Source organism: Bradyrhizobium erythrophlei, assembly GCF_900129425.1.
Classification (GTDB): Bacteria; Pseudomonadota; Alphaproteobacteria; order Rhizobiales; family Xanthobacteraceae; genus Bradyrhizobium; species Bradyrhizobium erythrophlei_C.
In genome coordinates, this window is record NZ_LT670817.1 from 3,022,325 (window position 1) to 3,047,046 (window position 24,722).

General features: G+C 59.5%; 33 protein-coding genes, 1 tRNA gene and 1 pseudogene. 13 read left to right on the plus strand and 22 right to left on the minus strand.

Annotated features, from left to right (window positions below):
* The first annotated feature begins 10 nt into the window (after positions 1-10).
* The 3 genes from B5527_RS46290 (at position 11) to B5527_RS14000 (ending at position 2,407) form a co-directional block, all read left to right on the plus strand.
* A complete protein-coding gene (locus B5527_RS46290; protein WP_338065127.1) occupies positions 11-202 on the plus strand; it encodes a recombinase-like helix-turn-helix domain-containing protein in 192 nt (63 codons plus the stop codon).
* A gap of 697 nt (positions 203-899) precedes the next feature.
* On the plus strand, positions 900-1,529 hold the full coding sequence (locus tag B5527_RS13995) for a hypothetical protein (protein WP_154072216.1): 630 nt from the start codon (positions 900-902) through the stop codon (positions 1,527-1,529).
* Positions 1,529-2,407: a hypothetical protein gene (locus B5527_RS14000; protein ID WP_079601845.1), complete on the plus strand. Its 879-nt coding sequence runs from the start codon at positions 1,529-1,531 to the stop codon at positions 2,405-2,407. Before B5527_RS13995 ends, B5527_RS14000 begins: the two co-directional genes overlap by 1 nt.
* Before the next feature lie 76 nt (positions 2,408-2,483).
* Here the strand turns inward: B5527_RS14000 and B5527_RS14005 are convergent.
* Both B5527_RS14005 and B5527_RS14010 read right to left on the minus strand, forming a co-directional pair.
* Positions 2,484-2,794, minus strand: a pseudogene (locus tag B5527_RS14005) (hypothetical protein); the annotation flags it as partial.
* A gap of 151 nt (positions 2,795-2,945) precedes the next feature.
* Positions 2,946-3,635: a transposase gene (locus B5527_RS14010; RefSeq protein WP_079601846.1), complete on the minus strand. Its 690-nt coding sequence runs from the start codon at positions 3,633-3,635 to the stop codon at positions 2,946-2,948.
* 611 nt (positions 3,636-4,246) lie between these two features.
* Here B5527_RS14010 and B5527_RS14020 point away from each other — a divergent pair.
* The 3 genes from B5527_RS14020 to B5527_RS14030 all read left to right on the plus strand — a co-directional run bounded on the left by B5527_RS14020 (position 4,247) and on the right by B5527_RS14030 (position 8,520).
* Entirely contained in the window at positions 4,247-4,831 is a 585-nt protein-coding gene (locus B5527_RS14020; RefSeq protein WP_154072217.1) for a hypothetical protein, read from the plus strand.
* A 166-nt stretch (positions 4,832-4,997) separates the two neighbouring features.
* Positions 4,998-5,891, plus strand: coding sequence for a hypothetical protein (locus B5527_RS14025; RefSeq protein ID WP_079601849.1), 894 nt, complete (start codon positions 4,998-5,000; stop codon positions 5,889-5,891).
* A 664-nt stretch (positions 5,892-6,555) separates the two neighbouring features.
* Positions 6,556-8,520, plus strand: a complete 1,965-nt coding sequence (locus B5527_RS14030; protein ID WP_079601850.1) for a hypothetical protein — start codon at positions 6,556-6,558, stop codon at positions 8,518-8,520.
* 95 nt (positions 8,521-8,615) lie between these two features.
* On the opposite strand, the gene B5527_RS14035 is transcribed toward B5527_RS14030, so the two are convergent.
* From B5527_RS14035 to B5527_RS14120, 19 genes are all read right to left on the minus strand, one after another.
* Entirely contained in the window at positions 8,616-10,400 is a 1,785-nt protein-coding gene (locus B5527_RS14035) for a site-specific integrase (RefSeq protein ID WP_154072218.1), read from the minus strand.
* 16 nt (positions 10,401-10,416) lie between these two features.
* Positions 10,417-10,490: transfer RNA gene (locus B5527_RS14040), tRNA-Gln, on the minus strand.
* Positions 10,491-10,601: 111 nt separating this feature from the next.
* On the minus strand, positions 10,602-11,783 hold the full coding sequence (locus B5527_RS14045) for a hypothetical protein (RefSeq protein WP_079601852.1): 1,182 nt from the start codon (positions 11,781-11,783) through the stop codon (positions 10,602-10,604).
* On the minus strand, positions 11,770-12,072 hold the full coding sequence (locus tag B5527_RS14050; protein ID WP_079601853.1) for a helix-turn-helix transcriptional regulator: 303 nt from the start codon (positions 12,070-12,072) through the stop codon (positions 11,770-11,772). The genes B5527_RS14045 and B5527_RS14050 overlap by 14 nt, the downstream gene beginning before the upstream one ends.
* A 67-nt stretch (positions 12,073-12,139) precedes the next feature.
* Complete coding sequence (locus tag B5527_RS45715) at positions 12,140-13,105, minus strand: hypothetical protein (protein ID WP_197689302.1); 966 nt, start codon at positions 13,103-13,105, stop codon at positions 12,140-12,142.
* 110 nt (positions 13,106-13,215) lie between these two features.
* A complete protein-coding gene (locus B5527_RS14060; protein WP_079601854.1) occupies positions 13,216-13,629 on the minus strand; it encodes a hypothetical protein in 414 nt (137 codons plus the stop codon).
* Complete coding sequence (locus tag B5527_RS14065) at positions 13,626-13,832, minus strand: hypothetical protein (RefSeq protein WP_079601855.1); 207 nt, start codon at positions 13,830-13,832, stop codon at positions 13,626-13,628. Before B5527_RS14065 ends, B5527_RS14060 begins: the two co-directional genes overlap by 4 nt.
* The gene (locus tag B5527_RS14070; protein ID WP_079601856.1) at positions 13,829-14,215 is read right to left on the minus strand and encodes a recombination protein NinB; all 387 of its coding nucleotides are present in this window, start codon (positions 14,213-14,215) and stop codon (positions 13,829-13,831) included. The genes B5527_RS14065 and B5527_RS14070 overlap by 4 nt, the downstream gene beginning before the upstream one ends.
* The gene (locus B5527_RS14075) at positions 14,200-14,511 is read right to left on the minus strand and encodes a hypothetical protein (RefSeq protein WP_079601857.1); all 312 of its coding nucleotides are present in this window, start codon (positions 14,509-14,511) and stop codon (positions 14,200-14,202) included. The genes B5527_RS14070 and B5527_RS14075 overlap by 16 nt, the downstream gene beginning before the upstream one ends.
* Positions 14,508-14,708 carry a hypothetical protein gene (locus tag B5527_RS14080; protein WP_079601858.1) on the minus strand — a complete coding sequence of 67 codons (201 nt, stop codon included), beginning with the start codon at positions 14,706-14,708 and terminating at the stop codon, positions 14,508-14,510. The genes B5527_RS14075 and B5527_RS14080 overlap by 4 nt, the downstream gene beginning before the upstream one ends.
* 9 nt (positions 14,709-14,717) lie before the next feature.
* Entirely contained in the window at positions 14,718-15,323 is a 606-nt protein-coding gene (locus B5527_RS14085; RefSeq protein ID WP_079601859.1) for a hypothetical protein, read from the minus strand.
* Positions 15,320-15,640 carry a hypothetical protein gene (locus tag B5527_RS14090; RefSeq protein ID WP_079601860.1) on the minus strand — a complete coding sequence of 107 codons (321 nt, stop codon included), beginning with the start codon at positions 15,638-15,640 and terminating at the stop codon, positions 15,320-15,322. Before B5527_RS14090 ends, B5527_RS14085 begins: the two co-directional genes overlap by 4 nt.
* Before the next feature lie 44 nt (positions 15,641-15,684).
* Positions 15,685-15,855, minus strand: coding sequence for a hypothetical protein (locus tag B5527_RS43825; protein ID WP_154072219.1), 171 nt, complete (start codon positions 15,853-15,855; stop codon positions 15,685-15,687).
* 52 nt (positions 15,856-15,907) lie between these two features.
* On the minus strand, positions 15,908-16,312 hold the full coding sequence (locus B5527_RS14095; RefSeq protein WP_079601862.1) for a hypothetical protein: 405 nt from the start codon (positions 16,310-16,312) through the stop codon (positions 15,908-15,910).
* 60 nt (positions 16,313-16,372) lie between these two features.
* Positions 16,373-16,870 carry a single-stranded DNA-binding protein gene (locus tag B5527_RS14100; RefSeq protein WP_079607277.1) on the minus strand — a complete coding sequence of 166 codons (498 nt, stop codon included), beginning with the start codon at positions 16,868-16,870 and terminating at the stop codon, positions 16,373-16,375.
* A gap of 249 nt (positions 16,871-17,119) precedes the next feature.
* Complete coding sequence (locus tag B5527_RS14105; RefSeq protein ID WP_079601863.1) at positions 17,120-18,364, minus strand: hypothetical protein; 1,245 nt, start codon at positions 18,362-18,364, stop codon at positions 17,120-17,122.
* A gap of 44 nt (positions 18,365-18,408) precedes the next feature.
* Positions 18,409-19,272 carry a hypothetical protein gene (locus B5527_RS14110; protein ID WP_079601865.1) on the minus strand — a complete coding sequence of 288 codons (864 nt, stop codon included), beginning with the start codon at positions 19,270-19,272 and terminating at the stop codon, positions 18,409-18,411.
* Positions 19,269-20,297 (minus strand): YqaJ viral recombinase family protein, encoded by a 1,029-nt coding sequence (locus B5527_RS14115; RefSeq protein WP_079601866.1) that lies wholly within the window; start codon positions 20,295-20,297, stop codon positions 19,269-19,271. Before B5527_RS14115 ends, B5527_RS14110 begins: the two co-directional genes overlap by 4 nt.
* Before the next feature lie 448 nt (positions 20,298-20,745).
* Entirely contained in the window at positions 20,746-21,435 is a 690-nt protein-coding gene (locus B5527_RS14120; RefSeq protein WP_079601867.1) for a helix-turn-helix domain-containing protein, read from the minus strand.
* Between the two features lie 231 nt (positions 21,436-21,666).
* Between B5527_RS14120 and B5527_RS14125 the strand changes: the two genes are divergently transcribed.
* Positions 21,667-21,915, plus strand: a complete 249-nt coding sequence (locus tag B5527_RS14125; protein ID WP_079601868.1) for a hypothetical protein — start codon at positions 21,667-21,669, stop codon at positions 21,913-21,915.
* Between the two features lie 8 nt (positions 21,916-21,923).
* Here B5527_RS14125 and B5527_RS14130 read toward each other — a convergent pair whose 3' ends face one another.
* On the minus strand, positions 21,924-22,250 hold the full coding sequence (locus tag B5527_RS14130) for a hypothetical protein (RefSeq protein ID WP_154072220.1): 327 nt from the start codon (positions 22,248-22,250) through the stop codon (positions 21,924-21,926).
* A 194-nt stretch (positions 22,251-22,444) separates the two neighbouring features.
* Here B5527_RS14130 and B5527_RS43830 point away from each other — a divergent pair, with 194 nt between their 5' ends.
* Genes B5527_RS43830 through B5527_RS14155 form a run of 6 tightly spaced genes read left to right on the plus strand, consistent with a single transcriptional unit; the run spans position 22,445 to position 24,701 of the window.
* Positions 22,445-22,870, plus strand: coding sequence for a hypothetical protein (locus B5527_RS43830; protein ID WP_154072221.1), 426 nt, complete (start codon positions 22,445-22,447; stop codon positions 22,868-22,870).
* Positions 22,871-22,903: 33 nt separating this feature from the next.
* Entirely contained in the window at positions 22,904-23,380 is a 477-nt protein-coding gene (locus B5527_RS14140; protein WP_154072222.1) for a GcrA family cell cycle regulator, read from the plus strand.
* Positions 23,346-23,582, plus strand: coding sequence for a hypothetical protein (locus B5527_RS43835; protein WP_154072223.1), 237 nt, complete (start codon positions 23,346-23,348; stop codon positions 23,580-23,582). Before B5527_RS14140 ends, B5527_RS43835 begins: the two co-directional genes overlap by 35 nt.
* Positions 23,582-24,088, plus strand: a complete 507-nt coding sequence (locus tag B5527_RS14145) for a hypothetical protein (RefSeq protein ID WP_079601872.1) — start codon at positions 23,582-23,584, stop codon at positions 24,086-24,088. Before B5527_RS43835 ends, B5527_RS14145 begins: the two co-directional genes overlap by 1 nt.
* Before the next feature lie 8 nt (positions 24,089-24,096).
* Positions 24,097-24,360: a hypothetical protein gene (locus tag B5527_RS14150; RefSeq protein WP_079601873.1), complete on the plus strand. Its 264-nt coding sequence runs from the start codon at positions 24,097-24,099 to the stop codon at positions 24,358-24,360.
* Entirely contained in the window at positions 24,360-24,701 is a 342-nt protein-coding gene (locus B5527_RS14155; RefSeq protein ID WP_154072224.1) for a hypothetical protein, read from the plus strand. The genes B5527_RS14150 and B5527_RS14155 overlap by 1 nt, the downstream gene beginning before the upstream one ends.
* The last annotated feature ends 21 nt before the right edge of the window (positions 24,702-24,722 follow it).

A 24,722-nucleotide genomic window follows, 5' to 3' on the forward strand; every position in this document is an offset into this window, starting at 1 on the left:
TAAGAGTGCGGTGCAGGCGGTGACGGCGGAGGCCGACAGGTACGCTGCCAATGTACTGCCCATTATCCGAGAGGCAAAGAAGGCTGGCGCAACGACACTTAGGGAAATCGCCACTGCACTGAATGCACGCGGTGTTGCAACGGCTCGCGGTGGGCAATGGCATGCCAGGTCCGTGAGCAACGTCCTTGAGCGCGCTCAGTAGATCAAAGGGGGACCGACAATGGTTACGCTTTTGGCATTCATCACGGTGGTTTCGGTGGCACTAGAAGCAACGATGGTCGCATTGGTGTTCATGGCGGCAGCGTTCTGGCACGCAGGGCACTGAGCGCAAGCGTGTTTCGCTGAAGATTTTACGGGTCCCCTGCTCGCCACCGGGCCCCTTTTTGACCGAACCCGGCTCCCTCGGCTTCAAAATTCGCGAGTAAAGCGGCTTGCCGGCACCGAGGTAACACGGGCGGTGAGCGCCAACAGAGCTGCGTGGGTCCTCCTATGGGTTTCCAATCCGTCGCCAATGCTTTTTAGGCTTGGCACCACCTTTGCTCTATGCCGGGAAGCGCCGCTAAGGCGTCCCAGAATAGACCAGCGGCACCGAGCGCCTGTCGGATCAGGCGTGCCTTGGTGTGTCGTCGAGGAACGAAGTGGGGCTATCAGCGGCGATGCTTTTGAACCATGGCCACGGCAGCTCGGCGGATCTTTTGTGACCAGTCAGACCGCCTCGGGTGTCTTTCGGATCAGTGCTACGTGGATTGCCTTCTCGAACTCAGAGACGGCAACCCCGCTCTTGTCGGCTCGGTACCCGCGTTCGTCTCAGCGAAATTGCTCCACGCATCCAAAAACAAGGCGCTGGCACACTTCCATCAAAGATGATAGTTAGACCAAATACAACTAATGGTATGAAGATGGAAACAGAACTGATAGTTGTTGGATTTAGATCAGCTGAGCGACTTTTAGTTGCTGGGGGAGGTATTGTAGCGCTCGTGTTGGGCTATCGTCTGTTTGCTCAAACAGAAAGCCACGACGCGGCGATGGAGGCCCGAGTAGGGAAAAGCTATTTGCTGCGGCTTCAAAGGGTCGGTCCAGGAATTTTCTTTGCGTTATTCGGCAGTGCGCTACTCGCTGTGGTGATGTATTCCAACGTGGACATCAGCTTCCCAACTGTTCAAAAGACCTCCACCACTCCGGCTACCGTAAGCAACGTCCACTTCGGTGCAGAGACGTATGGCAGTGCAACGCCTCAGACGAGAGCACTTTTGTACGCGCGGTCTCTTCAAATTCTTGCTGATGCCGCGTCGTTTGGCAACGCGCCCAGTAATGTAGAGGCCCAAAAATCTGTCTCGGATGCAATTCAAGCTACGAACCAGCTTAAAGAGATTTTTGTTGATCAAGTATTAGGGGCCGGTTCTTTCCGCCTCTGGCAAACAGCTCAGTCCATGGAAAAACTGGAAGCCGGATACAAGCAGAAACTTTCCGAAGCTCAGCGCAATACAATTGCATCTGTAGACCGCATCCTGCAAACGGGAGCACCTTGATGCAAAGGTGTCTGGCTGCAGCGGCAATCTTTGTGATCTCTGTTCAGAGCTGTTGTGCCCAAGGAGCCGATCCCTTTTATGATTGGCTTAAGGTGCAGGTAGCCTCCATTGCATCCGACCTAAAGGCCAAAATTGAGCCGGAATACAAGGAGGTCGCATCGCAGATTTACTTTCACGTCGACCAGTACGGATTAGCAAACGCAGGGGCGTTGATTGATCCTCAACGACACCAGCGCGAGGTAGTTGTGTTTCGCGGGTTGGGCGGAATGCTTGAGCTAGTCTCCCTTGCGCTAGCCTACGGGAGCGATCCACCCCAGTGCGGATACGCATTCATCGATAAGACATACCAAGACTTCTACAATAATTCTGCCCGCTCCGCGCGAAACTTGCAGCCTACCGACGTAGTCCCACCGAGCGTTTTTTGGCAAACAATGCCGGAGTGCCAAAAGGCAATCACCGATATTTTAAGTCGAAAACCTGACCTAGACGAGCAATATCGATACTACTTCGGGTCTTCGGTGCTCCTTCTTCTACTGCACGAAACGGCCCATCACGTGCTTGGACACGTCGAGCATCCGATTTCAGTTTCGCCCGAAACACCCGAATACATCTCCCAAGCTAGGTATCGAGAGGACGAAGCTGATCTGTGGGCTATTCAACGTATGAACAATATGAAACTGGCCATTCTCAATGCTGTGCCGCTATTTCTCCATAGTGTGCTGGCGGAAGCTCCTTTGGACGCGGAGTATCTAAATATGCAAACTCACTCTCCGGGCACCGCGCGAGTTCGTCGCCTTCTGGAGGCGGCCGCTACTCAGAACCCGGAGCCATACGCGAGCCAAATTCGCAGCATGAAGTCACTGTTTCCAGACCATTGAACCTCCTTCGGCCAACGCCTTCGCAAAGTCGAATATTCAGGTTCAAACATTTTAAATCGCTCATCGTCCGCTTGGAGCGAAAACAGTCCTTGCACCGCATGTAGCGCTCAAGCTCGTGGATTGGTGTTGTTTTGGGCCTGCGGACCACATCGAGCGCAACGGTCTGGTTCGTGTCACAACCGAGACACCGAACTTCAAGATACAGGTAATCAGCGTCTAGCGCGTCACCCAGCGTCGGCGATGGCTGCGCAGGTCCCGGAAGCCGAGCATGCGGTAATTCCACGCCTCGCACGCCAGCCGATCAGCCTCCTTGCGAGCCTCCTTGGCACGCTCGGCTGACATGAGGATCGTGGTGCCGTAAATGGGCTCGCGGGACTTGGTGGACATGCCGCATGATTGCGCCAGGATGGCCTCCTTGGGAAGCCGCTAGGGTTTGGAGGACGGCCGCACGGAGCTACACCTCGTCGTGGGTGTGCATAAGTTTTACGGCGGATACTCGAGGTGAGGCACAGCTCAATGACTTGCCACTTGACCCGTCTTAACACCAGAGGGCCGCGTTTTCCGGCGCTTGCGCGGAGCGGGCTTTTGGGGGCGTGGCAAGCAGGAGGCGCAAAAGCACCTCGGTACGATCAAAGGCGGCTGGTGTATCGGCGGTCTTGTACTCCGACATGACGTCCGCAAGGATATGCGCGGCCATGATCGTGTGCTGCGATGGATCTTTACCTTCGGCCAGTCGCTTGCGCTTTCTAGGGTCGTAATCTGGCAGCCACGTGCCGGCACCCTTCATGAAGCTGCGAGGCCAAGCGCCAAAGCCCGTCTTGTGGCCTCGATAGCGCCGTGCTGCATACTCAATGACGTCGCGGATGTGTAACACGGTCGGGTAGGACACGCCGATTCTTGGCTGCAGCTCCGTGAGCGGAGGCGGCTTAAGCTTTCGGTCTTTGCCTTTTCCATAGGCCGGCCCCTCGTAACTGAACTCGTGCGCCGCGCGGACCCAAGTGCTCAGAGGAATCCTTTGCCGCTCAAGGGCCGTCCCCACGGTGACGGTGAATTGGTGGCGGCGAGGTTTGCACTGGTAGAGACCATCGCGGTGGCTGTGTTTCTCTCCGCCGATTTTGAACACGTCGGGACCACGGGCATCGCAGCGTGGGCAGGCGGGGCCATCGGGCCACCTTAGGCGCTCTAGTAGTTCCCTTGCTGCGGTGTCGTCGTCGAAAGGAGAGGGCATGTGGAGTCTTGTGTGGGGCCGCCAATAACCCGTTTTGTTAGCTTCACACAAGAACCCACATTATCGGGCGGTGTGGCCTTTGAAATGATTGATAATTTTCGTGCAGATCAATGACTTACTGGCTTTTTCACGCCCACTTCCACAGGAGAAGGCGCTGGTGCGGGCGGGCGAGCCGCTGCCCCTGTTTTGTTAGCTTCACACGATGGTATGCGATTTCGACCCCTGTTCTCTAATGATTTCAAAGGGTTTACCAGTGTTTCACCCGCACCTTAACACGGAAGGCGCGCCCTCAACCGTTGAAGCCATAAGCAATGCTGGAGTGCAGGTCAGGTTGGCTCTGTTTCCGGCTGAGAAATCAAAGGGCCAGATTTCGGCACCCCTTTGCTGAAAGATCAACGTCTTATCCCTCTCGGCACTGCCACTACAAGACAGAAGGCGCTCCGCTTCGAGAGGACCGTCCCCCTGATGGACGGCAACCGCCACCACCAACTGCCCGCGACTACAAGCACGCGCCCCCACGATGGGCGCACAAGTGCTCGCAGGTTCAACAGCCGCTAAGCCGTCAACCTCCCGCACGTCTGCCAAGACTGAGTAGGGGAGCCGGTCGGCTTGTGCTCGCAACATCTTCATTGATCGACCAAACAAACGACCTCACCACCGCAGCGGCGACGCTGCAATCACCACCATCACCACCGTCCTCACCACCGCAGGCCCCAAACTTCAAACAGGTGCGCCGTTATCTCCGCACCGTCCAGCAACGCGAAGCTCTCGGCCAATTCATCAAGGCAGGCTGGAGGCCCGCTGAACTCGCCGAGTGCGCCCGCGGCATGTACCTCGTGCCAGGACAGACGAAACCGACTGCCGCAAGCTACCGCTTCGTCCTTGAGAGGGGCGCAGACCACGACTGGGCCAAGGAAGCCTTAGCGACCATGCGCGCGCCCGACTACGTCATGCCACCCTTCGATAGGCCTGAGCCTAAGCACTACGAGTGGGACGACCCTGACAACCCCAAGTACAGCGAAGAGGTTAGGTCAGCAGCTTACACTCTCGCGCGGGGCTGCATGGCTCACTACGACGACGGAAAGCACCGGCCACGGCGCGGGCCTGACGCCCCGATACGCAAAGCCCTTCTGAGAAGTTGTTTTCGCGAGCTTTATGCAAACAACGCTTTCGGCTTGCGAGATGGCGCGCTGTGATAGCCGCCCCTGAGCATCATCCTCAGGCGACGTTTGACCCAACGCGGGCATGCGGGCAATCTACTGAGCCTGATTTGGTCGTGTCGCGCTGTACGGCCAAATCGAGAAGGCCGGCTTGTAATGAAGGGATAGCTGGGCGACGCTTGGCTCTCTGAGGAAGGGATATATGACCGCAAACGAAAAGCTTATCGTCGCCTTCACGGATGAAGCTGGCAGCCGAGGTTATGTGAGGAAACTGACGCATTCTTCAGACCACGAAATCAGCCTTCTCTGTTCACTGCTTATCCCTGGCGAGCATGTCGAAATCGTCAGGGATTTGTTTAAGGGGCCCTTTGACAAATTCTGTTCTGCAATGCCGGCGAATGCAAAGTGCCACATCACCGATGCGTTCGAACCCGGCCGTGAAGCCTGGCGCGCTGTTGCGGAAGCCGTCCGCGTAGAAGTCTTCACGATCATGAAGGACCATGGAGTCTTTCTGACTTTTTCGGCGCGGCGTTTAAAAATCCCCAGAGAGATGCATCATTTGTTGGAGAATCTGAAGGGCGAAGCCAAGAAGAACAGCCGGTCAGACTTTGTGGTCCGCAATTCCAATCGCCCGAGTACAAGTCAGATAGATGATGACGTGATGATAAATCTTGCGCTCATGGCTGAAGCGTTCGCTGAGAAATTCAAACGTGAGCTCGTAGATTTTCATTTCGACGAGATTGATAAAGCCGTGGCTGATAGATACCAAGCGGCGATAGCGACGACCCAAAGTATTGAGAATGTTAAAAAGGAAGTAGAGGCCCGTAACCGAAAAACGGGAGAAACGGCGACCAAGACAGTCGAAATATCGATACCCCTCAAGGGCCTCAATACGAAAGCCTTGGGCAAGATCGTCGTAGCTGGAAAACTAGATCCGATCATCTTCGCTACGGACGTAGTGACGAATTCGCTGTGGCGACATTTGCAAGGACTTCCTCCTAATGTTCCTTTGAACGAACTGTCGAGCGTCAAGAATTGGGAATGCCCTGAGCTAACGTTCGTTTCCCCTGGAAATTCCATATTCGACAAGGTTTGAACTCGTTCGCCGGCTGCCGCGGTGCGCTTGATAATCGCGGGGTCGCCATCAAAGGGTTAGCGACGGACGGTGGGAGAGAATAGATCGTACCCAGATGTGAGCGACGGCACGTCCGCAGTTGGCAAAAGCAGACACCGGCATTCTAAGCGCCCCCGCAGGGACGCAAGCTGATAGCTGGTGAAAAATGCTTTCCGCTCTGTTGCCCGTTGGCTCAGGGGTGCCCCGGCAATCGCCCTACGGCCGAAGGTTTGCCCGTGGCGATCCTCGCGCGGCCTTAGGTGACACGGGTATGCCGGAGGACCCCTCAGGCTGGATACACCGAGATTAATCAACACCGACCTCACACAGAAAGCCCTTTAGGGATTCTCAGGAGCCTCTGTGGTGAGTTTTCATAAATTCAGCTGGAGAAGTGGCCCTGTGCCGGCTTGGAATCCCCTGAGCTTCCTATGGGCTCCTAAGGCTGGTTTGCCACTAAACAGACCGTTTCCTCTAAACCCTTTGCTACGTTATTGCGCCCCTAAGGTCACCCTTGGGACGCCCTTAGCCCAGCTCGGCCGCCTGTGTGGCCCTTAGCTGTAAACTCAAAGAATGGGGGTCAGACCTCTATGGGGTATCTTCTTTAGAGGTTCACCCCCCATTTCCCTACTCTGGAACCTAACCCTACATGACCGACCTTATCGGCATGCACGAGCGATACGCTCTCGTGCCGCCGCAGACCTTTGTCGACCGTCTCACTGACCAGTGGACCACAGCATACGGCAATGTGCCTAGTGTCCCTCTTCAGAAACTCTGGGCCACCATGGCCAACACCTATCAAGAAGCAATCTTGGCCACCGCAACCGGTGTGAAGTCGCTCTGGCGTATCCTGTGGCCCCCAACCGGCTCAGGGAAAACCTTAGGTGCCAAGGTGTACGCTGCACTCCAAGCTGAGCAGAACGCGACCACAGCGGGCCTGCGGGAGCCCATAGGTATCCTTATCGTTACCCGCCTTATCGCCCAAGCCGATGAGATGGTGGCCGCAATCAACGCTCTCGCCGGCCGGCAAGTTGCCGTGGCTGACCACACCGAACACCGTGCCAGTGCCGAGCAACTCAACGAAAGCGACGTAGTTGTAATCACCCATCAGGCCTACGTAAACGCCACGCAAACCCTCACCAGCACCCGTGATGGCAAGTGGCGGCGCTTGACGAACTGGAAAGCCGGCCCGCGTCTCCTAACCATTATCGACGAGGCGCTGTGTAATGTAATCGAAGAAAGTCAGGTCAAGGTAGATCGCCTCGGCCAAGCCATCGGGTTCATTCCGCATGATCTACGGGCCAGCCACGTTGCCGAGGTCGAGGCGCTTGAGAAACTCTATGAAGCCTTGGGACACCATGAGGGCGTCAGTGCGGGCTTCGGTGGTGGCGCGTGTATGGCTTGGGGGCCGGAAGGATCATCTTCCGTCAAGTCCGTGGACCTGAGCGCCTTACGAGCCGCGATGCTTAAGCTTCCCTATGACGCCTACATCGGCAAGGCGGACGCGAACGAGCGCAAACGCATAGCCACCCAGATTAACAAGACCCTAGCTGCTGCAGCGGCGGTGTTGGATCAGTACGCCTACTTTGCGTTGAAGGGTAAAGAGCCAACGCTCAATTCTTCCGCGCTGTTGGTACCGCTCGATGCTCCTGGTCCCGTCGTGTTGGACGCCACCGCCCGCGAAGACTTCATCTACAAGCTCATGGAGGACAGGGCAGCAATCATCCCAACGCCCTGCGGTGTGCGCAACTATGGCAGTGTGACGCTGAACGTCGCTTGGACACGGGCAGGGGTTGGCAAGGGCACCATGGTGGAGCATGCAAAGACACGCTTCCCGCGCCTCATTCAGGACCTGACGCAACATCTCGGTCCAGAGCGAAAGGTGTTCTTCTGCGTTCACAAATCTGTTGAGCACGAACTGCCTGATGCCTGCGAGCTGCCCTTTGCGAAGGTCGCCAAGGCCCACTGGGGCGCTGTGGACGGAAGCAACGCCTACGCTGACTGCGACGTGGCGGTGATCTTCGGCCTTCCGTTTCGCGACGCGGTGACCTGGCCAACTAACGTGTTCTTCGCGCTTCAAGGTGTCCAAGGTGATGATTGGCTCGATAATCCAACTTGGAATGGGCACGTGAACCTACGTGAGCACATGATGCGCCGGCAGCTATCTGCGTCCATCATACAGGCCATCAACCGGATATGTTGCCGTCACGTGACCGATGACCGTGGTGGATGCCCGCCAGCTGACGTGTTTATCGTGCTTCCTTCAGGCGAGAGGGGAGAGGACATTCTGGCTGCTATCCGGCGTGAGATGCCGGGGATCAACGTTGTTGATTGGCCATTCGACCCAGATGGCCCCAAGGCCCGCCGGCGTGGCGCAGGGACACCTCACGGGCGCCTGTTGACCTACATGGAAAACCGCGCTCCAGGCCGCACTTCAATGCAGGTGATTGCCCGAGAGCTGGGTCTCAAGCAGAGCGCCAAGAAGGACCTACAGAAGAACCTTCGTAGCGAGAACCACCCGACAACGCTGGCCCTCAAGGCGATTGGCGTTACTTACGAGGCCACCACCGGCAAAGGCAGGGGCGGAAGCAGCTACCTCGTGAAGGCGGCATAGGACGCCGCAGGTAAAACGTAGGCCGTACACAGGTATTCCTTAGGAGGAGCCCGTGTGCGGCCTTTTTTGCTCATTTTCTGACCGGTCGTCTACTCTCACGCGACAATTGACGGCTCACTGGTCTCCGTTGGAGGAGAACTGCCCTTAAGTTCCTGCGGGGCGTCGGTGCGGCTGATCTTCACTTCCGGCCATTCGACGCAGGCAATGGCATCGGCAAGCATGCGCAATGGCAATCCCTTGAGGTAATTCTGCTGGTCAATACTCTGTCCTTCGTGCCCGAGCAGTTCATTCCTCACGTCGAGTGAAATGTTGGCTGCTGACAGTTTGGTCGTCACGCCCCCTCGGAATGAATGGTAGTCCAGCTTTTTCTGGTAGACGCCGATGTCTTTGCGATACTGCGTCCACCACTTCGTGAAAAAGTAGCCGAACTTCTTGTCTGGTCCACCGGGCCGAAGCTGCGGAAAAATCCGCTCCGTAGGTTCGGGGGCGATGCTCGTCACGTATTGAAGGAATCCCAACTCTTGAATGAACGGATGGACGGGCACGCGTCGCTTCGACTGCTCATTCTTTAATTGCTTTTCGCCTTCGTCGTTGATGTCCATGTACCAGATGCCATCCTCGCATCGGACATCGCTGCGGTGAAGTTGCGCGAACTCCTCCAGCCGATTTCCATGATAGAGACCTAACAGTGGAAGCCAGTACTTGTCGTCGCGAATAATCAATGAACCGGGCCGTGAGCGCCGATCCTTCGATAAACACCCGGTCCACACGGGAGAGCTAAACAGCCGAGAGAGCGGTTCTCCTTCCCACATGTCACGTCCGTGCCGGGCTCGTCCCTTGGTCGGAAACTCAAAGCCATAAGCGGGATTTTCTCCCACGTATTCTCCACGCCGCTTCAGGTGGGCGAAGAAGACGCCGAGCGCAGAGAAGTGGCGTTTAATGGTCGTCATGGTCAGGCGCGGGATGTCCTGTCCCTTCGTCTGCTCGGCGATCTGTTTAAGCGTCAGGTTCGCCCATTCCTTGCTCTTTGAGTACAGTTGCGGGAGGGCCCTGAGTAAGTCGTAGAACTTGGTCAGATCGGTCTTGGTGTAAGCCGCAACGGGCTTGTCGCCGCAGCACTCCTCAAACATTCGATAGGTGGTTTTGTTCTGCGCTAGGGTTTGTCCGCGCCAACCCTTGTCCTTCTGGGCGTAATCCAGAAAATTCGGTAGGGCTTCGGTAAGCGTTGGTCCAACCGGGGCCTCAACTGTTGCCCCGCTGCTCGCACTATCCCGCAGGGGTACCTCGCCGAGGGAAGAGAAGTTGCCGAGCGTTCGCTGCCGCACTGTTTCCCACAGCTGTACGTTGGCCTGAAAAAGGCCGTGAGCAAACGCATTTCGGTATTGCTCTGGGATGTTGTTATCCTCCATCAAATCGTCGATTAGAGGGCGCTGGTGGTCGTACAACCTCCCGGCCAGCTCACCGCGAGCCTGATCAAGTTGACCGTCAACCCACTCAAGGTCCAAGCTCGCGTCTGACCTACCCGGCTCGGGAAAAGCGTAGACTGGGGCGTGCGGCGTTTCTATTCGCCGCTGCATATCGCCGGCTAATCGTCGCTCCAGGTAATTGCGCAGGATAGGCGTAAGGTCGATCTTGTCGTCTGTCGTCACGTCTTCAGTGAGCCTTCGAAACTCTTGGTCCAACTCGGTTGCTAGGCACTCGGCCACGCGGAACATACGCGTGCGCAACGAGAGAGCAACCTCACGATTTGGGGATTTTGGGATGCGACGCCGGTAGTAGTACACGCCGCGCTTTTTCGTAATGTGGGAGCATTGTGGGAGCATTTTGACCGTGTCTCGGCATGAGAGCGATGCCGGACCGAAAAAAATCAAGATGCTCAAGGCAGTAGCGCCGTGGTGGCTGGGGAACTAGGATTCGAACCTAGACAAACAGAGTCAGAGTCTGTTGTGCTACCGTTACACCATTCCCCACCGAAGTAGTTGATTTCATTCGGCTTTTTCCGAATTTCTTGCAAGGGTCAATATCTTTCTTGCAAAACCAGCCACTCGCGACGTGGCTATAGCTGCCTGCGGGTTCACGGTCTAGTCCCCTTTGCCGACGATCTGGAGGCGCTTGCGACCGTCCTCGGCGACCTTCATCTGGTCCCGGAATCGCATGTAGTGGCCGACGTTCTGAGGGGTCATGCCGATGTCGTTGGCGATCTGGTCGACCTCATAGCCCTGCTCGGCACGGGCCAGGATGCCGGTGCCGCGCAGGCCATGGATGGTCGGGTGGTCGGCCTCTTCGGGGTCGATATCCCATTCGTACTTCTTGACCTGTGCGGTGACCCACTCCTTCCAGCGTTTGCAAATGACGCGGCCTTCCTCCGTTTCGGCGTACCAGCGACCCAAGCGAGCGCGGAGGCTGTCGGGCGTGTAGGGCCCGGCCTTCGGCGAATAAAGGTACAGATCCTCGCGGAAGCGCTCGATGGGTTTCAGCCACCGGCTGTTCGTGAACGTCACCGGCGTTTCCGCCCAGCGATCGAGTTCTAGCGCGTCGGCCGTTGTGAGCGGGATAAGGAAGGCGCGGCGGCGCTTGCGCGTCTTTTTCGGCCGGCACCAGATGCCGTTGCCGTCATCACGGTGTTCGGGGCCCATCCTGACCATGTCGCTCACGCGCTGGCACGTCATGATGCCGAGCCGCATCATCCGCACCAGGTCGGGCGTCGCGTGCAGGCGAAAGTATTCGACGACCCACGATGGCCATGGCACATGGCCGCGGTCCGGTATCTCGAGGTCCTTGATCTTCTCAAACGGGTTGAGCTTGACGATGCCGAGCGGGATACCCCAATCCCAGATGGTGCCACCCACCGAGAGCATCTGGTTCGCCATCACCGGCGTTTCCTTCATCGCATCGCGCAGCGTCTGGACGGCGATCGGCTCAAGGCCGCGCGCCGACAGCAGACCCCATCCCTCGCGGTCCTCGAAACGGCGCATATGAACTTCGTAGTTTGATTTCGTGCCATCGGAGTTCCGCTTGAACTCGTCGCTGTCGCGATACTGAGCGATCAGGTTGCCGATCGACCCGACGGGGCAGGGCGCCGTGCCGGCTTTCTTCAGCCGCTCAAGCTCGCGCGAGAACGCCACCAAATCCTTCTCAGGGTCCGGCAGCTTGATGCGGTCACTCTGGCGCTTGGTGCCGCGTCCGGGGTTCCAGTAATAATACTTGTAGGCTTTGCCCTTGTACCACTTGATGGATACTTCGACGCCTTCAGGCAGCTGCACGCCCGCTTCCCTTTTTCTTGGCAATGAACTGCACTCCCTTGAGGTAGTCGGCGACGTTTGCGGTACCGGCAGCCTCCACTCGGCCAGAGAGTTTACGGTCAACATCCTCCCAGCGCCAGCGCGGCGCTCCGTTGGGGAAGCCGTCGCACGGAGGGGGTAGGCGGCCTTCCTTGACCCACTGGTCCCAGGTGTCGGCAGAGATTTGCAGCTCCGCGGCGCCGGTCTCCCGGCTAACATAGGCAGGTGTCCTGTCGCCGCGCAGCAGGTTTTCAGACTTACGAACAGTCAAAGCCGGTCTCCTTGTCGATCCCGGCAGGGGCGCCTGCGAAGCGCCTCGTCGGGGACGGGTGTTTGAATTACTCTACGTCGTCGTACTCGGTCGGGTCGAACGTCGATCCGAACAGCTTGCCTGCGGCGTTGTAGAGGGTGTTGGTGTTATCCGCGGACTGGAACCCGAACCACTCCTGCAGGGCCTTGATGGCAGGCTTGGCGTTTTTCAGCGTCGACCGCAGATCATCCAGATCTCTGCCCAGCTTATCGGCGCGATCCTCCTCGCGCCGGAAGGCGTCGACGTAGGGCGTCAGCCGCTTGACCTCGGTCTCGGCCTCCTCGGCGCGCAGCATGGCACCCAACTCCGGACAGCCCATGACGTCATCCGCGCGAGAGCATCCGGGGAAACCGCTATTGCACTTAAACAATTCCTCGGCGGGCAGCGAGCAATAGACGCAAGGATCTTTCGAGCGCGCCAGCGCGGCGCGCAGCCGGACGTTCTCGGCCTCTGTCTCCTGGCGAGCGTCCTTCAAACCGCGCGCGTAGCCCTTCTCCTCCTCGGATCGGAGCGCCCGATAGTGATCGGCGCCCAGCGCGTAGAACTCGCGGTAGCTGGCAGTATCTTCGCGGTGATATTGCTCCAGCTGCTCTTCCTGGCGGCGCACGATGCCCAGCAGGCCGCCTTCGAGGGCATTCAGCTTGCAGCCGGGGATCTCCATCTCGCTGATGCCGAAATGCTCGCGGGCGGCGGCCTCGTCGGTGAAGACCTCGTCGCAATGAAAGCAGCGCCACGGCATCACGGATAGGCCGGGCAGGGGCGAATGCTTCGGCTTCTGCGCCTGCTTGGCGCGGATGGCCTCGATCTTGGTCCAGACGCGGGCGAGTTCGGTCTCGCCAGCCGCGTCGACGTCCATATCGTTGGCGCTCGCCAGCGCGTGAAGGGTGACCAGCGTGCCGCCCAGTTCCTGCATCGGTTCGCCCACCGGGCGATCGAACACGTAGTAGACCAGCTGATACGCTTCGCTCGCCGTGCAGCCGAGCGACTGCACCAACTCCAGCGCCTCTTCAAGGAAGCGATGGTTGCGTTCGACGCGATCGCGGCAAACCTCCATCGAGAAGCACGCCCGCATCCATTCCCGAACTCGATTCTGATAGGTCGCTGTCAAAATCCTCTCCACTTGTTGATAGGGCTCGACGCCTTGTTCTGCGGCGGTGCCTTTTGGAATCCTTGTCCCTTGATGGGCGATCGCTTCGACGGCTTGAGGCCATAGGCGGCTTTCAGCTTGCGGTCCGCGGTCGACATGATCTTGTTGTCGACCTTGTCCTTGCTCTTTTTGCAGACCGTGCAGCGCACCTGGCAGTTCTCGGCCGTCGGCTCGCCGCCGAGGCCGTCGGGGTCCATGTGCTCGTAGAAGGTGCCGCCGGGGCGCAGCTCGTTGCCGCAGCCCTCGCATTGCGGGACGCCGGGGATGTTGGCGACGCCCTCAACGCTGCATCCCTTGCAGCAGCGGCGGAATGCCGCCTTGCGGACGCTCTGCGGAAACTCAGTGCGCTCGTCACCGCGAAGGCTCGTCACTGGCGCAGCTCCGCCACCTTGACCCCGCCGCCGACGAAGGCAAGGAAGCCGCCGTCGTAGCAGTAGAGGCCAGCCTCCTTGGCTATCTTGAAGGCGCGATACTTCGCTGCCGACGGCGTCGGAGCCTGAACCGTGACCGTGGAGCCAGCGCATTCGACCTTATAGTATTTGATGTCGAGCGAGAGTTGTTTGGCGCGCTTCATTGCTTGAACTCCACGCCGTTCTGGACGCCCCATGCTTCGATGAAGGCCAGCAATTCGTTCATGTCCCTTGAGTTCATTTTCGATGAACGGCCCTCGTAGGGAATGAAGGTCGAGCCATCGAGGGAGGGCATGAACTCGACCTCCTGGCCGCAGGCATGCATCATCAGGACCTTCCATTGCTCCTTGGCGTAGAAGCGGCCTTGGTGCTGGTACTGCTCGGCGACCTCGCCGAGCATCGCCCACATCTTTTTGCGCTGGTCGTCGGTGGCGGGCTCGTATCGCATCTCGACCATCGTGCCGATCTTCGCCTCGTCGATCATGCGATGGAGGAAGGCACGGTCGCTGTCGTTGGTGATGAGGATGCCGGTCACACAAGCACCCATCGATCGCCGTCCAGCTTGATACGGCAGAAGTGACCGGAGACCAGCTCGCCGCTGCTGACGGGCCTGCCGTCTTGGTGGTAGACCGGAAGGCCGTTCAGGGTAGTCGGGCCGAAGTTGATGTCGTGACGCAATGGAACGATGCCGGGATAGCGGCTGGTGAACTTGAAGAGCGGCTCCGGCAGCGGCTCCATCACCTTGACCGGCATCAGGCTTGACGCCCGCGCGATCGCGGGCGCCGCGATCAGGCCGGCGAGAACCTTGAGGACTGAGCGGCGAGGGAGGATCAGACTGCTCACAGCGTCACCTCCGTCTCATCGATCATCTGCAGCATGCCGTCGACCCTATCGAGCAGGCCTGCGGCCAAAAGATCCTTCGGAGCGGCTTGCAGGTCGCGCCGCGCGAATTGCAGCGCCACCCGCAAGGCGCCTGACTCCGTCTGGGTCAGACGCTTGCCGTTGATCGTGATCTCGGCTTCATTCAGCTGGCGCGGCACGGGGTCATCTCAGCAGCTGCAGGAGAAGTATTCCGGGCGCTCCGTCACCTTGAACCCGGTGAGGGCCTCAAGATGGTCCCAGAACTCCGAAGGGATCTCACCATGCGCATCAGTGCCGTAGACGCCGAAGTGGCCGTCTTCGATTGAGATGCTGTAGTAGCTGTCCTCCTCATCCGCCCATGCGCCGCCGTTGAGCGCGGCTTTAATCAGATTGTCGTAAGAAGGGCCGTCACTGTTTTCGCAGAAGTTGCGCAGCCATGCTTCGGAGGCGGCCTTCTTGTCGGCGACGGCCTTGGCCACGTCTACATCGAACGCCGGATGCTTCCACAGGTGCTTCAGGCCGGTGACCGTGTTCGGGTACAGGAACATCCAGAACATGCCGCCTGACCCAATCGGCGACCTCAGAAACGGGTCAGCGATACCGATCATCCGCTCGGCCGGCACCTTGGCTGACACAATGCCGCGCTCGGCATTGCCATCGACAAACCCGATGTGCTGGCCAGGATAGATCGTCTCAAAGCAGTACACTGGCGCGACCGCGACATGGATCGCGTCTCGATCCGTCGGTCCTTGCAGCAGCCTGCCGATGGTCTGCTGTGTTTCTTCCTTACTCATGCTGCACCTCGCATCGCCCGCTCCGCTTCGGTCGCAACCCGCCAGCGGTGCGCCGACATGCCGGAAGCGTTGACGCCGCGGCCGTCGTTGACGATCAGACCCTCCTTGCGAAGCTCAGACACGCGCGGGCGCATGGACACGATGGTCTCCCCCAAGGCCTCCGCGATCTGGTCGGCGGTCCTGCCGGGGTTTCTACTGATGTAGCTGTAGGCCCTAGCGCGCAGCACCACGGCGCGCGATTCGAACTCTTCAGCCGCGTCTTTCGACGTGTCGTTCTCTTTGTACCCGAGTCCCTTCGGGTAGGGCTTCTTAGCCATAGTCTTGGTCTCCTTGGTGGATGCCGTCTGCGAAACGGCGGTTGTTAAGAATGGCGTCCTTCGTAACGTGCGACACAGATCAAGATGGCCAGCAGCACGGCGTTCGCGGCGAGGATCTTCAGGTTGGTGGCAGTCGACAGCGCGGTGAAGGCGGTAAGCAGGACAGACAGCACTGCCAGCCAGGTCGACAAACATGCGAGAAACGCGAGCTTCATCTTTAGTCTCCGAGAATTGGTTGGGAGGCTTTGCCGCGCCTCCCGGTGCGGGTTATTTGAATGTGAGCTTTGTGCTAGCGTCCCAATTGCCGTCGCCACGGTCCAGAACGCCAACAAAGTCTCCGTCGTCGGTGTGCGCGACGATCGACCCTTTTGTTTTGCAATAGCCGTCGAACTTGTTGGCATCCATGATCGCGACGGACGGACCCGCCGGAATCGTGAAATCGTTCTGATGCTTCCAGCTTCCGATGCCGAGCATCGTCCAGCTGTCGCATGTGATCGATGTGATCTCCGACGGCAGGTAGCTGAGGACAACAACCCACTGCGTTCCGGACAGATGATCCAGCCGGGTCTTGATCTGGAACGGCTTGTTCGGAGCGGGGGTCTGAGCGGCGGCCGGGGCCATCCACCCGATTGCTGCGGCCACAGCGGCGGCAATCAAAAACATACGCTTCATAGTTTGGGTCTCCTTTGAATGCCGGTAACCGACCGGCGCGGTGTTGAGACGCCGACGTCGTCAAAAAGGAATATCGTCGTCCATGTCGTTGTTGGCGAAGCTCGACTGGCGTGAGCCTGCCCCCGACGACTGGCGAGTGCCGCTACCGAAGTCGCCGCCGCCGTCGTCATCCGAGCGGCGATTGCCGCCGCCATTGCCGCCGCCATTGCCGTCGCTGAGCATGGTGAGCGTCGAGTTGAAGCCTTGCAGGATGACCTCGGTCGAATATTTTTCGACGCCGCTCTGGTCGGTCCATTTGCGCGTCTGCAACGCGCCCTGGACGTAAACCTTGGAGCCCTTCTTGAGGTACTTCTCGGCGATCCCCGCCAGACCCTCGTTAAAAATTACGACGCGATGCCACTCGGTCTTTTCCTTGCGCTCGCCGGTCTGCTTGTCGCGCCAACTCTCCGACGTTGCGATCGACAGGTTGGCAATCGGCTTGCCGCCTTGCGTGCGACGGATCTCCGGGTCTTTGCCCAGATTGCCGATCAACTGCACCATGTTCAAACTTCCAGCCACAATGGTCTCCTTGCTTCTCGGACCTGCGAAGTCCGTTTCCAAAAATAATCCCCGGCCTTACGAGCACCCGGAGTTGCCGCCAAACCGTCCCCGTGCGCCCGGGTGCGGGAGTGAATTGTGCGCGCGATGACAACCTTGGCCGGTGAAAGCAATCCCTCCCCGAGGGGAGACGAAATGGGGCCCGGAGGTCATCTTCCCGTTGTTCGAGCCGCGCGCTGCCCGTCGTTGCGTCTGCCCCACTTCGGATTGTTAAGACTTCTTCTTCAACTCAGCGACCTTGGCCTTGACGGCCGTCTCCAGCCTGTCGCGCGTCTCCGGCGAGACGTTCGCCTTGTTGCGCATGTTCTTCTCGCGCGCCCAGCGCGCGCGAGGCTCTTCCGGATCGATCTGCTCCGCGATCCACTTCGTGGCGTAGGCGTCGTACTCGGCATCGTTCGCAGGATCTTTCGGTCCATTGGTAGTGGAGGGCGCCGAGGCGTTGCTGGGTACGTTTCCGCCGTCTCCCTTCTCGGCGCCCTCCGTCGCGCCTGCCGTGGCGTGGGGGCCAGTCTCGGCAGGTTGCGATCCTTGCGCCTGCTGCTTGTCGGCAGCGGGCGCGTTTGTCTTGGTCTCGGCGTCGTCCGTGGCGGCGGCGCCTTCGGTCGTGGTGCTGGCGAAATTGTTGAGCACTTCTCCAGTCTCGCTGTCGGTCTTCGTCTCCTTCGGCGGGAAGGTCTCGTCGGCGGTCGCCATGCCATCGTTGATGGCCTGCAACTCGGCGATGGTCTTGGCGACGTCGGTGGCAAGCCAGCTTGCCAGCGGGCGACCGCGCACTGCTTCGACACGGCTGATATCGATATTCAGCTCCTTGAGACGCTCGGCGACCTTTTCCTTGTAGAAGGGCAACTTCTTGCCGACCTTCTCGATGATGGCATCTTTGGCCTCCTGCCAAGCGAAGGTCGTGTAGAGTTCGAGCGCGTTGGTGATGACGTTGCGGATGGCCTTCGACGTCCCGATCTGGAACGCTATATCCTCCTGGCGACCGGAGTCGCCCCTGACGGACCCCTGATTTTTGCGCTGCTGGAACGGGCGCGTCAGCGAGTAGCCAGTTTCGAGGTCCATGAAGCGGGCGTGGAATACCCAGTGGCTGCCGACGTCCAGCACCCGGCAGTCAACATCGCAGTTGCCGAACAGGCGCGAGACCGAGTTGGCACACTTGATCGTGGGCCCCTCGATGTAGTCAGTGCCCCACGTCTCCTTGCCGGTTTCAGGGTCCTTGATCTTCGCGCGGACGGGAAAGCGGTAGTAGAAATTCTCGCCGGCTGCGGCTGCTTCAATCCTGATCTGCTTGAAGATATTTTCGGGGTCGCGTTTGATCTTCATCGGCTGCGCGCCGAACACGCGGTCGGCGGGCATCGTGCTGGCGGCAGCGACGGGCAGGTTGTTGGCGACGGGGCTAGTGCCCGCGAACGCCTCCAAATCGGCCACGCGACTCCGTTGATCGACAAAATTCATTTTTGGTCTCCTTGTGATCCGAGCCTGCGAAGCCCGGCTGTTGTTCAGGTCATTAGCGGCTTGGTGTCGGAATAGATGCGAACGCCCTTGAGCGGGCGGTCACCCTTGTGTGTCCGCACATAGCGGCCGATGGCCGCCGCGATATCGGTGGCGGGAATGCAGGAGCGCAGCACCGGGTCCGAGAGATCGACATCGTCGACATTGATGATCTCGAACTTCCAGACCTCGGTGAGCGTGGACAGACCAGTTCCGGTCCGCGTCCTCGCCAGATCGGCAGGCTTGGCCGTGGCGGCCTGCTGAGCCTTCATGGCGTCGGCGCTTTTCTGGATCGCCGTCGTGCGCAGCGTGGTTTCTTCGATGCGCGCGGCGGACGCGCGATCGTCGTATCCAGCCGTCGGGGGCGCATCTCCCACGAAGGTCTCGGCGAGGCGGGTCTGTTCGGCCTCGACGCGCTCCTGTTCGGCCAGGCGCGCGGCTTCCGCGGCGACACGTGCAGCTTCCGCCGTCGCGCGGGCCTCCTCCTCGCGTCGGGCGCGCTCCTCCGCTTCCACCTTTTTCAGGAAACGGTGGGCGCGCCCCTCAACATCGGTCTGCCATCCTTCGAGAATGGATTTGAGGGTGTTGAAGTGCGAGTCGGTGATGCGACAGGCGTCAAGATATGGTTCTTTGGCCTCGACCCTGACAGCCTCAACCCGCTTGTAGCCGCCCGCAAACCGCTTCACGGCCGAGCGCATGATCTCCAGGTCTTCCGTGTCCTCGCAGACCGGCGGGCAGGCGTTGTATAGCTTCTTGATCTCGGCGACCGCCGTATCGAGATAGGCAAAGTCGCGCTTGAGCATGTCGGCGGTCAGCACCGCAGGCCGGTTGTGACCTGCGCTTGCTTCCGCAGCGGTGAGGGGCTTGTTCATCGCACCTTCACCTCACGGATGGAGCGGAACGAATAGGCCGCGCGAAACGCTTCCTTGACGTTGGTGACCTTGCAGGAAATTTTCCGGCCGCCGGCAATCAGCGCGAAGCTGCTATCGCCGAGCTTGAACATGATCTCGGTCGAGATGGCATCGCGCCGCTTCTCGCGGACGGTGATTTCCTCGCCGAGCCGCTTGCGCTCGTCGATCAGCGTCGGCAGCAGGTTGTCGCTCGACAGATCGAGCGTGGCACCGTTCTCGGCGGGGAAGAGCTTGCGCACCACATCGTGGTCCTTGGTCGGATCGACCGCAGGCTGAATGCCCGCATCGAAGCCAGCCCAGAACTGCCGGACGGTGGCGAGGATCTTCTGCTCGGCATCGGCGTGACGCGCGACCGGGATCAGGTGGAGTTCGGCCGTGAAACTGTCCACCACAAGCGCTGCCAGCACCGGGTGAATTTCCTCGCCGTTGAATGCGGCCTCGGCCAGCATCGTCTCCGACAGGGTTTGCAGCTGATAGCCGAGCGGCACGGTGGGGGCGGTGCCCTCGCGGTCGCCGCCGAGCCAGTCGGCAATGAACACCGGCTTCGCAACGACCTTGCCCTGGATCAGGACCAAACCCTTGCGAGCAGGGTCGATGGCGAGCGCATCCGGCGTGGCGCCGAAGCGCAGCGCTGGCGCGCGCAAATAGACCTTGGCCGCACGCAGCTGCCATTCGGGACGCTCGTCGGTGATGGCCTCCCAGATAGCTTTTTCAAACCACCGTCCCCGACGGAGGATGGGGCTGTCACCGTTCGGCGGGATATGGCCCTTTTTCTCGGCCCAAACCGCCATCGCGCTGCGATATCCGACGCCGCAAACCGAGGCGACGTCGGAGGCAGTGAGGTCGGCGGCGCGCATGCGCAGCCACGACGCGCGGTCGGTAACCGGATGACGCTCGACGGTTCCGAGCGTGATTTTCTCGACGACGGGGGCGGTGATGGAACTAAGCGAACGAAAGGTGCCTACTTCAGGCTCAACTGTAATCATGCAAGACGCTCCTGACCCTGTGTCGAGATGAGCGGGCGCCTGCGAAGCGCCCGCGCAATGCTCGATCAATGGGGTTCACTGTTGGTGGTGGACGACTGGGGTGGTCTCAGTGCCCGGAGAAATGCACCTATTCAGTGCAGTCGTCAAGAGTGTCTTGCACGGGAAATGATTTTTTTTGGTGCAATCTCTCTCGCGCATGTGTGCGCGTAGTGCAACAGTAATTTTTTGAATCTGTTGAAAGGAGGTCTATCGGAATAAGTAGTTATATTAGGGGGGCCTTAAGGCCCCCTAATAACTACTGTTTATATATACCTTCTTTAAGTAATAACCAATTGCAAGTTGCATGCCAAAGCATCGATGTCCCAAATGTCCCGTCGATGTCCCATAGCGATGTCCCACCCGATTCCGCGCAGGGAACCGGGTGCAAAACGCCAGCCGGCGAATCGATTTATTCTTCGAAGGGAGGAAGATCCTGGCCGGGCGGCTCGAATCTAAGAACCTCGCAGACCCAGTCGATCTCGACGTCGTAGACGGTCTGCTTGTGAAGTGATTCGAGGTGGTGGAAGCCGCGGCGGGCGCTGGGGACGACCCTGCGCCACCACGTCTCCCCATTCAGAACGTGGGCCAGGAATTTGGTATTCTGCTCTTGCCGCTCAAGCATGCCTTGGGTGACGTGCTCGCGCGCGTCGTCGTCGTACAGGATCATCCACCCCTCGAAGCCGGGCATAGAATCCTTGCCCAGTTCAAGCGCCCGCAGGCCGGGGCTTGCGTCCGCCAAGCCGATTCGCCGCTGCGGCGATTCGGTGAAGTTGACCCGCATCTCGCTGTCGATCACCCCTACGACGGGGACCGGCTTCACGGCCCAGCTGTAGCTGTCGGGGGCGTTGCTGAAACCGAGGAACTTGGCGGGGACGCGAAGCACTTCGCCGATCCGGTCGGCCCATTCCGGCGTGAGTTTCATCTTGCCGGTCTCGAGCTTCTGGATGGTCTGGTGCTTGGTGTCGAGCGCCTTGGCCACCTCCTGCAGCGTCCAATCCTTTTTCTCGCGATAGAATCGCAAAGAGTTGCCGCTCGGCCATTTACGGTTCCGTTGGCTCGGATTGTGTGACTCCATGGGCCTCTGCACTACGGTATCCATATCGCGGGAACCTTTAATCGCGAACGTGACGGCACTTGTTTAAAACGCTGTCTGGTCAATTAAATTCTAGTTGCGGCTGTTCATTTTTGGGTGACGTCAACAGGTACCAAATCGGTGCATGGGAGTCACTTTTAGAAATCGGTGCACAGGACGGCTTGACAATGCACTGAACCGGTGCAATTTAGGTCCCGCGTATCCGCCATCTCCCATCGAAGAAGCACCCGAGGGGTCATGACGCTCGAAGATTATCTCAAAGAAAAATACCCGGACATGAAGCCGTACGCCGCCGACGCAGCCTTCGCCCGCAAGATCGAGACCTCGCGGCAGAACATCACGCGGTACCGGCTCTACGAACACTTCCCGACGCCGAAGATGATCGCGCGCATCCGCACCGAGTCCAAGGGGCTCGTTGACGCCAACGACCACATGCCGCCGGAACTCCGGGCCGGCTATCGTGGCGCGAAGAAGGCGCGCGCATGACGACGGTATCAGAACACGTCGAGGTCTCTGAATACCTGGGCGGTGCAGCTGTTGATCAGCGTCACCGCCAGATTGATCCCGTGCACCAGCATGGCGGTCTTCAGCGAGAAGGAGAAGATTTCTCCGGTCTTGCTTTTCAGCGAAACGAGCACCTCGTCGGCACCCACATATTCGCAGCTTGTTGGCTGCAGCTCGCCGAGATGTTCCGCGACCGGAACTTGTTCTTGTTGTTCTCCGCCGAGATTGCACGACCGATCCGCCGAGAGGTCCGTCACTTCGGCGCACGCAGAACTCGCACTCATACCAGCTTTTCCTTGGATAAGTTCCTGCGCCACGTTCGCAGATCGCGGCGGTCGCAGGCAAGGTTTTTTCACGGCAAATTTTACTCATCAATCCAGTCTTTCGGGAACTGTGTCCACAATGCAGCACTCGGCTTCTTGTGCTGCATTGTGAGCGTTTGTTTCCAATCACGTCAAACCCCCGGTGCGCTTTGTAGCGGCAGTAGCGCGCCTCCGTTCCAGGAGAAATCATGCCCTACCTAAACATGACGTTGCATCTTTCGGAAAGAACTACCTCGTCGCTGACCTCTGACAATTCTTCGGAGAGGGCAGCGGCGCTGGCGAAGCGTTGCTCACAGCCGTGTCCCCCAGGCGATCAGGTGAAAGCGGCCATCGGCCGCGCCGCCGACAGGACCGGTCTCCCCATCAGCAGAACTCGAGATATTTGGTATGGCGATGCACGACGGATCGAAGCATGGGAAATGGAACGGCTTGTTGCAGCCGCAGACGCTGCTGAGGTGGATACTGCTGTGGCAGGCATTGAGGCAGCTCGTCGGTGCCTGCAGGCGCTGCCTTCTTCGCTTTCTTGTGAGGCGATTGCTTCGCTTGATCGAACGATCAGCATCCTTGGTCGCGGTCCTGACGCGCCGCGCCGACGCAATACCGACAGATTGTGATCGCTAGCCGTGACGGTCGTGTGGGATGACGAGATGCTCGCGTTTGTCCGCAAGCGCGCGGACGAGAAGGCAACCGCGCGCGAGATCGCCAACGATCTCTGTGCGCTGGGCCATGCAGTCACGCGCAACGCCGTGATCGGCAAGTGCCATCGCGCCGAGATCGAACTCAAAACGGAAAGCGGCGGACAGCGCTTGAACCGGGGCACTTCCAGCCCCGCGCGGAAGTGCGCGCCTCGCAGGCGCAGACCGAGACCCGTCCTCGTCGCCGACGGGTCGATCGCCGCGCGCTTTGTTGAAACCAAATCCGAAAACCCAATCGCAATTACTGAACTCAAGGAAAGCACTTGCCGCTGGCCGATGGGAGGTTTCGCAGACCGCCCACCGTACCTGTACTGCGGCGACCCGGTGATGTCGGAGGGCTGCGCTTATTGCGCGGGGCACTTCGGCCTCTCGATCCGGAACAAGGAGACCAACGATGTCGCAACAAAACGGACCGACGCCGCAGCGTAGAAGCATCTGGAGCCGCATTGCCGGCTGCATCAGCTGGGACGTTGCTGCAGCCCTGTTTGGCGCCTGCATGGCCTACGAGCTTGGGCACGCGCAGGGCTTCAAGGAAGGCGTGGCGCAGATGTGGGGAGCCGAGATGGCCATCCTGCATATGCTCGTCGACAAGAACCACAACGACGATGACGCAGTCACGAGTGATCTGTGATGACGAAACCCAGCGTGATCACGTTCGATCCGGCAACGGCATGCGGCTGCGCGGTCGGCCCCATCGGCGGCAAGCCCGATCTTAGAAGCATAAAGCTTGATCGTCACGGTGACCGCCCCATCGACGTTTTCGGTCAGGCGGCGAGCTTGGTGCATGGGCTGATCGCCGAGCATGACCCGGTGCTGATCGCGGTCGAGGAGCCGTTCTACAAGAACGGCGAGTCGAGATACGAGACCACGGTGCTGTTGCACGGTCTTTACGGCGCCATCACCGGCGCTGCTCGTTGCCGCAACATCACGGTTTGGTCGGTCGCAGTGTCGACCTGGCGGGCCAAGGCGCTCGGCACGTCCAAGTTCGGTTCTCGCAACAACGCCAAGAAGGCGATGATGACGCTCTGCGCTCAGCTTGGCTGGCCTGCGGTCGACGACAACGCCGCTGACGCTGGCGGCATCTGGATGTGGGCGACAGCGAAGTACGCGCCCTTCGGCGTGCTGCCGGTCGCGTGAGGTCACAAATGGCAAACGACACAAGCCGCGCCACGGACAAGACGCCCATCACCACCCACGCGATGTGGCAGGTGGCCTACGACGATTTCGTCCACGCCGACATCATGGCGAGGGCGGCGCGAGAAGATCCGAACGCCTCGCGCGACGTGGTCGCGCGGTGGGAGCGGGTGCGCCGCATCCGCATGGCGACGGCAAATGCGCTTGAGTTTCTGATCACCAACGAGAGCGATATCGACGCCGTTATCGCCGGACGGAAGAAGCGAGGGGGATGATGAGAACAAACACTCCGATCCATACCGACGGCGATGGCCGGTGGTGCATCTCGTCCCCGGCGGGGCGCGAGATCGCGGTGGGGCACGCCTTCGATGAAAACCGTGGTTACCGGGTGACCTTAAAGTTCTCGGACTCGGCTGGCTGGAACTCGCTTTCGGTGGAGGCGGCAAGGGTGGTGGTGGCGGACATGCGCGGACAGAACGTCCGCAACAGAGACGCCATCGTTCTCGCTGCCGACATCGAGCGGTGGGCCAATCACTGCGAGAGACTGAATGCGGGCTGGCTGTTCATGGGTAGTCCGGCCGGCGGCTTCGACGCTCTGGCGCACGGCAGCGCCTGAGCTTCAACCATTGGGGTGGGC